This window comes from Acinetobacter indicus (assembly GCF_009914475.1).
GTDB lineage: Bacteria > Pseudomonadota > Gammaproteobacteria > Pseudomonadales > Moraxellaceae > Acinetobacter > Acinetobacter indicus.
In genome coordinates, this window is sequence record NZ_CP045198.1 from 270,193 (window position 1) to 283,062 (window position 12,870).

Annotated in this window: 12 protein-coding genes and 4 tRNA genes; 4 read left to right on the top strand and 12 right to left on the bottom strand. The window is 48.0% G+C overall.

What is annotated here, in order from left to right:
• Positions 1 to 15 precede the first annotated feature (15 nt).
• From rplY to GA693_RS01825, 9 genes are all read right to left on the bottom strand, one after another.
• Positions 16 to 312 carry a 50S ribosomal protein L25 gene (gene rplY, locus GA693_RS01785; RefSeq protein ID WP_005176167.1) on the bottom strand — a complete coding sequence of 99 codons (297 nt, stop codon included), beginning with the start codon at positions 310 to 312 and terminating at the stop codon, positions 16 to 18.
• 99 nt (positions 313 to 411) lie between these two features.
• On the bottom strand, positions 412 to 1,365 hold the full coding sequence (locus GA693_RS01790) for a ribose-phosphate pyrophosphokinase (protein WP_005176171.1): 954 nt from the start codon (positions 1,363 to 1,365) through the stop codon (positions 412 to 414).
• A 36-nt stretch (positions 1,366 to 1,401) separates the two neighbouring features.
• Positions 1,402 to 1,476 (bottom strand) — tRNA-Gln (locus tag GA693_RS01795).
• A gap of 91 nt (positions 1,477 to 1,567) precedes the next feature.
• Positions 1,568 to 1,642, bottom strand: a tRNA-Gln gene (locus GA693_RS01800).
• 19 nt (positions 1,643 to 1,661) lie between these two features.
• Positions 1,662 to 1,736, bottom strand: a tRNA-Gln gene (locus tag GA693_RS01805).
• Positions 1,737 to 1,762: 26 nt separating this feature from the next.
• Positions 1,763 to 1,837 (bottom strand) — tRNA-Gln (locus GA693_RS01810).
• A complete protein-coding gene (gene ispE / locus GA693_RS01815) occupies positions 1,836 to 2,666 on the bottom strand; it encodes a 4-(cytidine 5'-diphospho)-2-C-methyl-D-erythritol kinase (protein ID WP_005176175.1) in 831 nt (276 codons plus the stop codon). Before ispE ends, GA693_RS01810 begins: the two co-directional genes overlap by 2 nt.
• Before the next feature lie 12 nt (positions 2,667 to 2,678).
• Entirely contained in the window at positions 2,679 to 3,257 is a 579-nt protein-coding gene (gene lolB / locus GA693_RS01820; RefSeq protein ID WP_016659907.1) for a lipoprotein insertase outer membrane protein LolB, read from the bottom strand.
• A 5-nt stretch (positions 3,258 to 3,262) separates the two neighbouring features.
• Positions 3,263 to 4,975, bottom strand: a complete 1,713-nt coding sequence (locus GA693_RS01825) for a tetratricopeptide repeat protein (RefSeq protein ID WP_035363052.1) — start codon at positions 4,973 to 4,975, stop codon at positions 3,263 to 3,265.
• Positions 4,976 to 5,053: 78 nt separating this feature from the next.
• On the opposite strand from GA693_RS01825, the gene hemA reads away from it, so the two are divergent.
• Positions 5,054 to 6,337, top strand: a complete 1,284-nt coding sequence (gene hemA / locus GA693_RS01830; RefSeq protein ID WP_016659909.1) for a glutamyl-tRNA reductase — start codon at positions 5,054 to 5,056, stop codon at positions 6,335 to 6,337.
• Positions 6,338 to 6,372: 35 nt separating this feature from the next.
• Here the strand turns inward: hemA and GA693_RS01835 are convergent, their stop codons facing one another.
• Both GA693_RS01835 and GA693_RS01840 read right to left on the bottom strand, forming a co-directional pair.
• Entirely contained in the window at positions 6,373 to 8,271 is a 1,899-nt protein-coding gene (locus GA693_RS01835) for a DNA primase (protein WP_160241540.1), read from the bottom strand.
• 460 nt (positions 8,272 to 8,731) lie between these two features.
• Positions 8,732 to 9,715, bottom strand: a complete 984-nt coding sequence (locus GA693_RS01840; protein ID WP_160241539.1) for an outer membrane protein assembly factor BamD — start codon at positions 9,713 to 9,715, stop codon at positions 8,732 to 8,734.
• Positions 9,716 to 9,786: 71 nt separating this feature from the next.
• On the opposite strand from GA693_RS01840, the gene rluD reads away from it, so the two are divergent.
• The 3 genes from rluD (at position 9,787) to GA693_RS01855 (ending at position 12,250) form a co-directional block, all read left to right on the top strand.
• A complete protein-coding gene (gene rluD / locus GA693_RS01845; RefSeq protein ID WP_104470400.1) occupies positions 9,787 to 10,839 on the top strand; it encodes a 23S rRNA pseudouridine(1911/1915/1917) synthase RluD in 1,053 nt (350 codons plus the stop codon).
• A gap of 64 nt (positions 10,840 to 10,903) precedes the next feature.
• Positions 10,904 to 11,653, top strand: a complete 750-nt coding sequence (gene pgeF, locus GA693_RS01850) for a peptidoglycan editing factor PgeF (protein WP_005176194.1) — start codon at positions 10,904 to 10,906, stop codon at positions 11,651 to 11,653.
• 33 nt (positions 11,654 to 11,686) lie between these two features.
• The gene (locus GA693_RS01855) at positions 11,687 to 12,250 is read left to right on the top strand and encodes a flavodoxin family protein (protein WP_160241538.1); all 564 of its coding nucleotides are present in this window, start codon (positions 11,687 to 11,689) and stop codon (positions 12,248 to 12,250) included.
• 80 nt (positions 12,251 to 12,330) lie between these two features.
• Here the strand turns inward: GA693_RS01855 and smpB are convergent, their stop codons facing one another.
• Positions 12,331 to 12,807 (bottom strand): SsrA-binding protein SmpB, encoded by a 477-nt coding sequence (gene smpB, locus GA693_RS01860; RefSeq protein WP_005176206.1) that lies wholly within the window; start codon positions 12,805 to 12,807, stop codon positions 12,331 to 12,333.
• Between the last annotated feature and the right edge of the window lie 63 nt (positions 12,808 to 12,870).

The following is a 12,870-nucleotide window of genomic DNA, read 5'->3' on the forward strand; positions in this document are numbered from 1 at the left end:
TTACACCATTAACACTTATGCGCGTTTGAAGTCAGCGTGCATTGGTGTGTTTTTAGCAGGGTGACGTTGTAACGCTTGGATTTTCACGTTTTCAACTTTGTCGCCTACTTTGATTTCTACAACTTCTTCAAAGAAAGCATTGCTTTCTAAAGCTTTTACAAGCTCACGAAGTTCTAAAGTTACTGCTACTGGCTCAGCGTCGCCACCATAAATGATAGCTGGAACTTGAGCAGCGTGACGAAGGCGGCGGCTCGCACCTTTCCCTTGGTTAGCTGCTTCACGCGCTTGAGCGTTTAATACGAAGTTTGCCATGATAGACATCCTATTTCAGGTTAAATAAACCAGACCTGCGACCGATCTGGTGATAGAAAGCCCTGCATAAAGCAGGGCTTTTGAAAATTTAGCGCACTATTATAGATAAGAATCGAACATTGCGCTAATAGATTCTTCGTTGTTAATACGACGAATTGTTTCAGCAACCATGCTTGCGACTGAAACCTGACGAATCTTGCCAAGGTTTTGAGCTTCTTCTGATAATGGAATGGTGTCAGTAACAACCAGTTCATCAATCACAGAATTCTTTAAGTTCTCAATCGCTTTACCAGACAGCACCGGGTGAGTAGCATAAGCAACCACTTTACGCGCACCAAAAGTTTTGAGTGCATCTGCTGCTTTACACAGGGTACCTGCGGTATCGACCATGTCATCCACGATGACGCAGTCACGATCTTTCACATCACCAATCAAATGCATCACTTGTGATTCATTGGCTTTTTGACGACGTTTATCAATGATCGCAAGGTCGATATCCCCCATTTGCTTGGCAACAGCACGGGCACGTACGACACCACCCACGTCAGGTGAAACCACCATCAGGTTGTCGTGTGACTGCTGGCGTAAGTCAGCAAGCAGCGCTGGCGTACCGTAAATGTTGTCTACAGGAATATCGAAGAAACCTTGAATCTGGTCAGCGTGCAGGTCAATCATCACCACGCGGTCAATACCGACAGTGGTCAACATATCTGCAACCACTTTTGCAGTAATTGGCACACGGCTTGAACGAGGACGACGATCTTGACGGGCATAACCGAAATAAGGAATCACGGCAGTGATACGGCCAGCACTTGCACGACGCAATGCATCTGCCATCACCAGGATTTCCATCAGGTTATCATTGGTTGGGGCACAAGTAGGCTGAACGATGAAAACGTCTTTACCACGTACATTCTCGGTAATTTCTACAGCAATTTCACCGTCAGAAAACTGACCGACTGAGGCAGCACCTAAAGGAATGTGAAGATGGCTTACGACTTTTTGGGCGAATTGTGGATGCGCAGTTCCACTAAAAACGACAAGATTGGGCATGAAGCACCCTTGGCGGTTGGAATGTATGGAAATAGATGGCAGGGGTAGCTGGATTCGAACCAACGAATGGCGGGATCAAAACCCGCTGCCTTACCACTTGGCGATACCCCTAATGCGGCAGAACTTTAATATTTTTGCTGGTCGATGTCAAGGTAAATTAACAGCAGAACAGCAAACCAATGCTCTGTCTTTTTCGAGAAAATGGCAGGGGTAGCTGGATTCGAACCAACGAATGGCGGGATCAAAACCCGCTGCCTTACCACTTGGCGATACCCCTAAATTTGATGACTGTAAGATGGCAGGGGTAGCTGGATTCGAACCAACGAATGGCGGGATCAAAACCCGCTGCCTTACCACTTGGCGATACCCCTAATACAGTACATCTACAGGTGAAAAATGGCAGGGGTAGCTGGATTCGAACCAACGGATGGCGGGATCAAAACCCGCTGCCTTACCACTTGGCGATACCCCTATTCAACTTTGAAATGAATTAATGGTGATTCGGCTAAACTGTGGACCAGGTAAGCTTTACATGGTGCCTGAGCCAGAATCTCATCAATCTTCATTTCTGAAGTCACTTCAATAAAAACACAGGCACCTGTACCTGTAAGCTTGGCAACTCCGAACTGATCCAGATATTGCATGGCTTCATCGACTTCAGGATATAAGGCTCTGGCCAGTGGCTCAAAGTTGTTTCCGAAATCAGATGGCTTCAACTGATAGGCGCAAAATTTAGATGGCTTCGTATCTCTTGTCAACGTTTTTTGTGAAAAAAGCAGTTGAGTGCTGATAAAACAGTCAGGTTTTAGCACTATGTACTGTTTTTGTTCTAAGTCTATGAATGTTAAGTGTTCACCAATACCTTCTGCCCAGGCATTGCGGCCATGGACAAAAATCGGCACATCGGCGCCCAGTTGCACCCCTAAATCGGCCAGCTGCTCAGAATTGAGTCCACATTGCCACAGTTGGTTCAGCACAATGAGGGTGGTGGCGGCATTGGATGAGCCACCACCAAGTCCGGCACCCATAGGAATCTGTTTGTCCAGCCGGATTTTTAAACCGGTCGGCGCTTGGGCAAAAGGTTTTAAGATCTGCGCCGCCCGATAAATCAGGTTCTGTTCCAGATCGACTGAATTTAAACCGTCGATCTGAATCTCGGCTGTATCCAATGGCTCAAATTCAAGCCAGTCGTAGAGATCGATCAGCTGGAAAATGCTTTGCAGTTCATGATAGCCATTTTCACGGCGGCCAGTAATATGCAAAAACAGGTTCAGTTTGGCAGGTGAGGGAACACGAATCATGACAGCACAAAATTAACGGTTTTGGATCACCATTGTAATACGGTTCTCCTGACCGGATTCAAATGTTTGCTTTAAAATTAAACGGTTTGGCAAACGCGCCTGTTCGTTATAGCTTAAATCAACGGTCCAGCCATCTTCTAGAAACTGGGTTGGACGACGCTGGCTATCGTAAGCGACTTTGGCCTGTGTGGTGGCCGGACGTGCCTGCACCCAGTCAATGATATGACTGATTGGCGCTTGCCAGCCGGTGGCCCGCTGCAGCAGTTCTTCGGCTGTTGCTGCCTGAATGGTGCCGGTTTTGGCGCTATTCAGTGTGACTTGTCCCGGCTGGCCGGAAATCTGTGTTTTACCGACGCCTAAAATGCCGCTTAGTTCAATATCAAACTGTTCCTGCTGTTGCAGCCAGTTAAAAAAGGCGCTGCCTGACTGCTGTGGTGTGCGTACCCCGATTTTTCCTTGCAGATGAAACTGATTTTCTGCCTCAACCATTGGGCTTGCGGGTGTTTGCGGTTGGGTGAACTGCTGACAACCACCCAGCACCAGGGTGCTGACCGTGACAAGACTAAGACTGAGTTTGGAAATAAGTTGCATGCGTATTAACTCTGAGGGCTGTGTTGCGGTAACAATAACGAATGAAGCTGTTCTAATTGCGGATCATTTGGATATTTTTGTTGGAGTTGTTGTAAAACTTGACTAAATTTTGTCAAATTGCCCTGCATATACAGCGCCTTGGCATAACGGACCCCAATTTTGACTGTTGCACTTAAGGCAAAAGCCTTTTCCAGCACCTGGGCAGAGGTGTCAAAATCATTTTGCAGATAGCTGATCAGGCCTAAAGTATCCAGAATTGAGGCCTGTTCCGGGGCGAATTCCAGTGCCTGTTCCACATACTGGCGTGCTTCATCCAGCCGGCGGTTTTGCAGCGCCAGGGTATAGGCATAGGCATTTAAATAAGTCGGACTGTTCGGCTCGACCTGTAACAGCTTTTTCAGCAAGCGGTCCAGTTTGTCTTTGTCCTGATAAGGGTCTAGCAGCAACACTTCTGAATACAGCAGTTCCGGATCATCGGGTAAATTGCGGATGGCTTCATCCAGCAGTCTTAAGGCGGCAGTCTTGTTGTTCATGCGCTTTAGAATTTCCGCCTGAGCCTGATATAAAAAACTGGCATGCTGCGGATAATTGACCCGTTCCTGGGTTAAAAAGCGTAAGGCTTCATGCTGGCGGCTTTGCTGGCTATAAATATTGATCATGCTGCGCCGCGAAACGGTATACAGGCTGCCATCGACCAGACGGTAATAGGCTTTGGCGGTTTCAAAATGCTGTTTACGCTCGGCATTGACCGCCAGATAGTAATAGGCTTCATTTTGATACTGGTTGGAATAGCGCAACTCGACCAGATATTTCTCGGCCTTTTCATACTGCTTCAAGTCAATACTGGTCAGACCAGCCAGAAACAGGGCTTCATCTTCCTTTGGCCATTTTTCCAGCATCGCTTCCAGTTTGGTCAGGGCCAATTCCGGCTGATTGGTTTTTAACAGATATTTGGCTTCAGCCAGACGTACTTCCAGATTGTTTTTATGTTTGCGGCTGGATTTGGCATACCATTCCTGGGCAGCTTTCGAGTCTTGCAGCGCACTTAGCAGGCTGGCTTTGAGCAGGATATAACCGGTCACTTTCGGACGTTTGCGTAGCACCCGGTTGACCGTTTCCAGCGCTTCTTCTAACTGGCCATTCTGGGCTTTTAAACCGGCAATCAGAATCAGAATTGAGGGATTATCTTTTTCTTTGCTGGTGCGTAGTGCCTGAATCAGAAACTCACGATCTTCTGGCGACTCCGGGGCAATACCGGCCAGAATCTGTTCTAAATCGGCAGTGGCATCAATGGCCAGAATCTTGTCCAGGGTTTCAGCGGCCAGGTCATATTCATGCGCTTTCAGGGCAATATGCGCCAGATAAAACAGGGCTGGAACATCTTCCGGTTCCTGAATCACCCAGTGGGTGGCAATGTCCAAAGCTGCATTTAAGTCATTGTGTTCCAGTGCAATATTCAGTGCGCGCTGTTTAATACTGGTTGAATTACTTTTAATTGCCAGTACAGTATAGTTATGTAAGGCGGTGGCCACGTCATTTGAGGCGAGGGCAAATTCCGCCACCATGCTTTGTTTTATGGCATTCAGATTTGTAGGTGCATGGAAAAAATCTCCAGATGCTCTAATATGAGCACTAGAAGCCATGCTACCCACGAGTAAGATTGTGGTAGAATATTGCTTAATTGTCGCGCCGCTAAGCCGGCTGGTTGTTTGACGCAATTTTTCTTGATCCAAGTAATGCTTTTTATGACACCGTTATTGCACAATAGCATAAATTTAGCGAAATGATGATCTGATATGTCTTTCTTTGCATTGGGTGTCAACCATCAAACCGCCTCTGTAGAATTGCGTGAGCAAATTGCTTTTAACCCTGAAAAGTTAACTCAATTACTTGCCGAACAAAGCCAGAGCCACCTGTTAAATGACATGGTGGTGGTTTCTACATGTAACCGAACTGAAGTGTACGCCATGTCTGACCATGCAGACACGGTGCTGGGCTGGCTCGCCCAGGTAAATGGTCTGGATGTCAAACAACTACAAAATCACGTTTATCGCTATGAAAATGCGCAGGCTGTCACCCACTTAATGCGCGTTGCCAGCGGCCTCGATTCCCTAATGCTCGGTGAACCGCAAATTCTGGGGCAGGTCAAATCGGCCTTATCTTTGGCCAAAGATGCCCACACGGTTTCGCAAGATTTAAACCATATTTTTGAATACGCCTTTTATGCGGCCAAACGGGTGCGTTCTGAAACGGCAGTCGGCAGTCATGCGGTGTCCATGGGCTATGCAGTAGCACAGTTGGCGCTACAGGTGTTTAGCCATCCGGACAAGCTGACCGTGCTGGTGGTGGCGGCAGGTGAAATGAACAGTCTGGTGGCCAAACATCTGGCGGAAATGGGCGTGGCCAAGGTCATGATCTGCAACCGCACCCGTGCCCGTGCTGAAAATCTGGCCCAGGAAATTGCCCATCGGGTAGAAGTTGAAATTATTGAATTTGAACAGCTGGCAGAACATTTGCATCGCGCCGATGTGATCTCCAGCTGTACCGGCAGCCTGCATCAGGTGATTGGCTATAAAGAAGTCAAAGCCGCGCTGAAAAAGCGTCGTTACCAGCAGATGTTGCTGGTCGATCTGGCTGTTCCGCGTGATATCGACCCGAAAGTCGAATCACTAGATGGTGTGTATTTATACGGTGTCGATGACCTGCAAAGCGTGATTGATGAGAATCTGGCACAGCGTCGTCAGGCCGCGGTAGAAGCCGAGGTGATGGTGAATCAGTTGGCGACCGAACTGGTAACCCAGCAAAAGGTCAAAAGTGCCGGCAGTACCATTCAGGCTTATCGTGAGCAGGGTGAAACGTTACGTCAGGAAGAACTGCAACTGGCGATGGCGCGAATTGCCAAAGGTGAAAATGCGGCACAGGTGTTACAGGAATTTTCTTACCGTTTGACCCAGAAATTACTGCATCCCACCTCGATTGTGCTGCGTCAGGCGGCCAAAGCCGAAGATCCGGAATACTTTGAAATGCTGCAAAGCGAACTGCAGCAGGTCAGTGCCAAGCGGCGTAAATCTAAACGCTAAGCCATTGTGATGGTTTAGCATTGTTTTAATGCCGCTTATTCTTCCAGTAAGGTCAGAGAACGTTTTTTGTCAATCTGATAAATCTGATGTTTCAGATTACGCATTTCTTCAATACTGCTAAATTTCTTCGAGCGGATTTTTTGCTGTAAGAAATGGTATTGCAGTTTAATGGAAAAGTCTTCGGCCAGCTTATCGGCTTTCTCCGGCGAAGTGGTGTAATCGCCGACATTGGCCTGCTGTAAAATGCGCTGTAATTCGTAGTGATAAGCCGCACAGGCGCCTAGCACATAGTATTTGGCCAGTTCTGGGTCATCCGGTAATTCATCAAAAATTCCGTTAAAGATTTGCAGGATTTTGGCCAGTAACTGATCGGCCGGAATCAGTGCGCGTAACGGTTCAAAATGAATATATAAATACGGATGGTTGATCAGAATCGCCACCACATATTCTTCGGCATCAACCTTGGTGCTAAAGCTGAGTGAGGCATCATTATTGGTATGTGGCTGCCATTTGCGGTTAAAGCCGAGCTTCTCGCGGAAAAACTGTTGCAGCAGATAACGGTAAGAGCCAGTTTTCGGTAACAGTTCGGTCAGCTGTTTTAACTCACCCATCACCTGACTTTTGCCTTCGGGCTTGCTGATATCATGGTTTTGACTTAAATGCGCAAACACAAAATCAGACAGTAGCGGTGCCTGATCGAGCAGGCGGCGGAAATTTTCAATACCTTCACGGCGGATCAGCGAGTCTGGGTCATGATCATCCGGCAGTACAAAAAACTTCAGTTCACGGCCATCATTCAGCAGGGGCAGGGCAATTTCCAGCGTACGTCGCGCTGCTTTCTGACCTGCGGCATCACCATCAAAGGCAATGGTAATGCGCGAGTTCTGCTTAAACAGAATATTCAGGTGTTCGGTATTACTGGCAGTCCCCAGCGTTGCCACGGCGCCATAAATGCCATATTGCTGCAGCGCAATCACATCCATATAGCCTTCCACCATCAGCCAGTCCTGGGCTTTCTGTTTGCGGCCTTCGTATAGGCCATATAACAGCTGGTTTTTGTGGAAGACTTCCGAATCGGGCGAGTTGATATATTTCGGCTTGATCTCGTCATTGAGCGCACGGCCACCAAAACCGACCACACGCCCTTTGTGATCGCGGATCGGGAAAATCACCCGGTCCCGCAGCAGGTCAAAATCACGGCCGGAATCGCTGGTACGAATCAGCCCCAGCAGTTTTAAACCTTCAATATCTTGCGGAAAGGCTTTTTCCAGATGCTGCCAGTCTTCCGGTGCATAGCCCAAACGCCAGAACTGGATGGTCTGTGCGCTTAAACCGCGCTGGCGAAAATATTGCTGTGCCGACTGGCTGTGCGGTAACTGCTGTTCATAAAACTGTGCCACATTTTCCAGCAGATCAAACAGGTTGCCTTCCTGCACCGCCTCCTGATCAAAATCCGGATACTGTTCAAAACCGGCAAAGGGATCATCTGCTGGCTGGAACTGCTCAAAAGGATCAAAATGTGCAGCAGGGACTTGATCAGTTTCGGTCGGTGTGGGTGTTGCTGGCGCGGGTGCAGTTTTGGCCGGTGGCTCCGGTTTTTTGGCCTCGCGTTTATAGACCAGTTTTTTGCTGTCCTGATTGTCTTTTGGCAGCTCGATACCGGTCTGACTGGCCAGATCTTTCATGACATCGACAAAGTTACGGCTGTCGATATCCATTAAAAAGCGAATTGCATTGCCGTTGGCCTGACAGCCAAAGCAGTGATAATACTGTTTGTCGCGATAAACGTGGAAAGACGGGGTTTTTTCCTGATGAAATGGACAACAGCCCGAATAGGTCCGCCCGGTTTTTTTCAGTTTCACGCGCTGACCAATCAGATCGACAATGTCGGTCCGATCCAGAATCTGATCAATCGTGTGTTGAGGAATAGCCATACTGTTTTTATCGGGTCGGTTAAGCGGTAGGTCGAACAGATCGACAGGGTATAGAGATTACAGTGTATTGTTTCCTTTCTATCCGGTTTTGCGTGTTCAGGCAAGTGGCCAAGATAAAAGGGCAAGTATAGTAACGTATGCTTTATATTTTGCAAAATTGAAAAACAGGTTAAAAGCTCTATCCTTACTCGCTATTTTTCAAAGCTGTACTTGTGTTAGGACAATAAAGGGAAGAAAAAAATTTTATTTTAAGTGTGTTGGGCCTCTATTTTCATTCGGCCTGTTAAGGGCTTTGTATGGAGAATTTCCTACTTTGGAAAGACCCAAAGTAGGCAAAAGTCTTTGTTCCCCATACACAACATCCTTGTTGTGATGGGGAACGTGTGGCATCCCTGCCACATCCGCGTATCCAATGGAATGTTTAAATCAAATTTAAGACAGTCATGGATGTTAATTATGTTTACTCGGCCGCTTCACTGTTTTCCTGTTTTTCAGGACGGTCCAGCAAACCAAAACTTAAACGGTTGGTCCAGCTACGTGGTTCTTCCTGCTGGTTGGCCAGTTTTTGCTGCTGTTCGGTGGTGGCCTGTGCTTCACGACCAAAAATACCCAAAGTCGCACGGTTTAGCCAGCTACCTTCATTCCGTGCAGCACGCAGGTTTACAGAGCCCTCGGCTTTAACCAGATTTGGATAGTTCAGTTTTAACAGGTCAATATACTGTTGTGCAGTGGCACGGTCACCCAGTTGGGTATAACCATAGGCTGCGGTGGCAATTGCTTCCGGAATCTGTGGGGTTTGCGGATAATGTTCGATTACCCAGAGTGAACGTTCCACCGCGGCGACCCAGGCCTTACGTTTAATATTAAAACGTGCCGCATTCATTTCCGCTTCTGCCAGCTCTTGCCCGATAAACTGCATACGTTGTGCAGCATCCACAGCATAGGTGCTTGATGGATAACGGCGAATGAAATCGACAAAGTTCTGATAAGCCACTTTTAAATAGCTGACATCACGATGCGCCTGTTTTAACGAGGTATAACGGATTAAACCATCATAGTTCTGTTCCATATTGGCCACGCCGCGCACATAGTAGGCATAGTCAGCATTTGGATGCTGCGGGTTCATCCGGATAAAACGGTCGGCCAGTGCGACTGCACCTTCATAATCTTTTTGCTGGAATTTTGCATACAGCAGCTCAAGTTGTGCCTGCTGGGCATATTCACCGGTAGGATAATAGGTTTCTAATGCTTCAAGATGCTGGATAGCATCGGTATATTGCCCGCGTTCCAGTGCTCGTTCTGCTTTTTGAATATAAACTTGTTCGCTAGATTGCGGACCTGTATCGACCACTTCTTTTTTTGGATTACTGCTACAGCCCACGATTGCAGATGCAACGCCAAGTGAAAGAGCTAGCATGGTAATTTTATAACGTGGTAGCGACATAAAAATTCCTCTGTTATTACGGGCAATGAGCTACAATTGCGCTATTAAACCACTTTTGTCTGAATGATCAAATGTCTCAAGCACAATCTTCCAATTCCAACATCCCTGAAACTGACTTCAATTTACTTGATGATTCTGAGGATGCAGATAATCATACTTCAGACCCAACTGCAACACGTTTATCGTTGCAATTTCAACTGGATGAAAGCTATCTGGGGCAACGTATCGACCAGGTTGCAGCTCTCATCTGGAGTGATTTTTCACGTGAAAAACTGAAACAGTGGCTAAAAGATGGCCATTTGTTGGTGAATGGTAACACTGTCAAACCAAAGTACAAGTGCGAAGGCAATGAACTGTTAAGTTTAAATGTTGAACTTGAAGCACAGACCAACAGTCAGCCTGAAAACATCCCTTTAGATATTGTCTATGAAGATGATGATATTTTAGTGATTAATAAACCGGTTGGCATGGTGGTGCATCCTGGTGCGGGCAATATTACCGGCACACTGGTCAATGCCTTGCTGTTCCATTATCCAAAATCGGCAGAATTGTCACGTGCCGGGCTGGTACATCGTATTGATAAAGACACCAGCGGTTTGCTGGTGGTGGCGAAAAATCTGGAAGCGCAGTTTGACCTGAGCAAGCAGCTGGCCAACAAGTCGGTGTACCGGATTTATGACGTGGTGGTATATGGCAATATCATTGCCGGCGGCACCATTGATGAACCGATCAAGCGCCATCCGGTCGACCGTGTCAAAATGACAGTGCTTCCGGGCGGGAAAGATGCCGTGACGCACTATAACGTGAAAGAGCGTTTCCAGCATTTCACCCGGGTTCAGGCGCGTCTGGAAACCGGCCGTACCCATCAGATCCGGGTTCATTTCAGCTATATTGGTCATGGTCTGATTGGCGATCCGGTGTATATGCCACGTGTGCGTGTGCCGGCTGGAGCCTCCGAGCTGCTGAATGAAACCTTGCGCGGTTTTAAACGTCAGGCACTGCACGCGGCCAAACTGGGGCTGGTGCATCCACGTACCAAACAGGACATGATGTTTGAAGCGCCGTGGCCGGAAGATTTCAGCCAGCTGGTGGATGTGTTGCGTAGCGAAAACGCTGCCTATTAAACCGTTCTGCGGCGTTGAGAAAGTATGATCTCAACGCCGCTTTTAAGTGAACACAGGAGCTGAGATGCAATTTATTCAGGGATTACCGGCACAGGTTTATGTGGCGCAAACGCGGATTCAGCATCAGCAGGCCTTGCCAGCGCAAGTACCGGAACTGGCCGGTTTTAACCTGGCCTTGCATGTGCAGGATGCAGCGGAACGGGTGCAGCAGCATCGTATGCTGTTACTGGAACAGCTGGCCGAATACGGTGTTAATACAATCAGCTGGATGAACCAGACCCACAGCACCTTGTGTCATGTGATAAATGATGAGCTGCATTTTAATGCACCGGAAGGCGATGGACTGGTCACGCAGCGCAAAGGCCATGCCTTAATGATGATGACCGCCGACTGCCTGCCCATTGTGCTGGGCAATCAGGATGGCACTGAAGTGGCCAATTTACATGCCGGCTGGAAAGGTCTGGCACAGGGTATTGTTGAAAATACCATTGCCGCCATGCAGCACCCACCGACCTGGGCCTGGTTAGGCGCGGCCATTAGCCAGCCGTGTTTTGAGGTAGGGGCCGAAGTAAAGCAGGTATTTTGTGAGAAATATCCCGCATTAAGCAGCGCCTTTCAGGCAGGGAAACAGGCCGGAAAATTCTATGCCGATTTATATGCGATTGCCCGCTATATCCTGACCGAGCAGGGGGTAACCACCATTTTAGGTGGTGATCAGTGTACCTATCGGCAGGCCGAGGAGTATTATTCGTATCGTCGTCAGGCCAAAACCGGACGCATGGCAACATTCGTTTTTATCGCTGATCAATGCTAAACTTGACTGAATTATTGGGTTTTTAAAGTTTCCATGTCTGTTACTGATCAAACATCTGTGTCGCAAGTAAAAGTCTGTGTTGTGTATCATAGTCCCTATGGCCATACCGCCAAGGTGGCACAGCATATTGTGCAGGGCGCCGAAAAAGCCGGAGCTGAGGTACATTTAATGGCAGTGAGCGAGGTCGATTGGGATGTGCTGGATCAGAGCGATATTCTGGTCATGGGCTGTCCGACCTATATGGGCAGTCTGACTTCGTCGCTGAAACAGTTTATGGAACAATCTTCAAAGCGCTGGCTGGCACGAAGCTGGCAGGGCAAAATTGCCGCAGGCTTTACCAATGGCGGCGGTTTAAGCGGTGACAAGCTGGCGGTGTTACAGCAGATCAATTTATTTGCCATGCAGCATGGCATGTTATGGTCGGGCTTGCCGTTTATGCCGACTGGCCGTAGCCCGCATGATATTAACCGGATGTCGAGCTTTCTGGGGCTGATGACCCAGTCTGACAATGCCAGCGTTGAGGTCACCCCACCAGAAGGTGACCTGGAAACAGCGGTGAAGTTTGGCGCTTATCTGGTGGGTTTAAAACAGAACTAAGCCTGATTCCCAATGACGCCATAAAAAATGCCTCCCATGTTGGAGGCATTTTTACATCAAGCACTTGTGTTCAGGCGTGCTTATTTATGCATTAAACGGGCTTTATCACGCTGCCAGTCGCGGTCTTTTTCAGTGGCACGTTTATCATGCAGCTGTTTCCCTTTCACCAGGGCAATTTCCAGTTTGGCCAGTGGACCTTTCCAGTAACAGACCAGCGGCACACAGGAATAACCTTTCTGATTCACCGCACCGAGCAGTTTGGCAATTTCTTTGCGGTTCAGTAACAGCTTGCGGGTACGGGTCGCTTCCGGCACCACGTGGGTCGAAGCAGACAGTAAAGGCTGAATCTGGGCGCCAAATAAGAAGGCTTCACCATTTTTAAAGGTGATATAGCTTTCGGTCAGGCTCATACGACCGGCACGCAAAGACTTGACTTCCCAGCCTTGCAGGGACAGTCCGGCTTCAAATTTTTCTTCAATAAAATAATCGTGGCGTGCACGTTTGTTCTGTGCAATCGTGCCACTGGTATTTTTTTTAACTACAGTTGCTTTCGCCATAATGAGTCACTTCCAACGTTAGGCCTATTGTGCCCCAAACACAGGCATGCTGACAATTCCAAA

Coding starts and splice junctions, on each gene's coding strand:
- rplY (WP_005176167.1), bottom strand. CDS start 312: ATGGCAAACTTCGTATTAAACGCTCAAGCGCGTGAAGCAGCTAACCAA.
- GA693_RS01790 (WP_005176171.1), bottom strand. CDS start 1,365: ATGCCCAATCTTGTCGTTTTTAGTGGAACTGCGCATCCACAATTCGCC.
- ispE (WP_005176175.1), bottom strand. CDS start 2,666: ATGATTCGTGTTCCCTCACCTGCCAAACTGAACCTGTTTTTGCATATT.
- lolB (WP_016659907.1), bottom strand. CDS start 3,257: ATGCAACTTATTTCCAAACTCAGTCTTAGTCTTGTCACGGTCAGCACC.
- hemA (WP_016659909.1), top strand. CDS start 5,054: ATGTCTTTCTTTGCATTGGGTGTCAACCATCAAACCGCCTCTGTAGAA.
- GA693_RS01835 (WP_160241540.1), bottom strand. CDS start 8,271: ATGGCTATTCCTCAACACACGATTGATCAGATTCTGGATCGGACCGAC.
- GA693_RS01840 (WP_160241539.1), bottom strand. CDS start 9,715: ATGTCGCTACCACGTTATAAAATTACCATGCTAGCTCTTTCACTTGGC.
- rluD (WP_104470400.1), top strand. CDS start 9,787: ATGTCTCAAGCACAATCTTCCAATTCCAACATCCCTGAAACTGACTTC.
- pgeF (WP_005176194.1), top strand. CDS start 10,904: ATGCAATTTATTCAGGGATTACCGGCACAGGTTTATGTGGCGCAAACG.
- GA693_RS01855 (WP_160241538.1), top strand. CDS start 11,687: ATGTCTGTTACTGATCAAACATCTGTGTCGCAAGTAAAAGTCTGTGTT.
- smpB (WP_005176206.1), bottom strand. CDS start 12,807: ATGGCGAAAGCAACTGTAGTTAAAAAAAATACCAGTGGCACGATTGCA.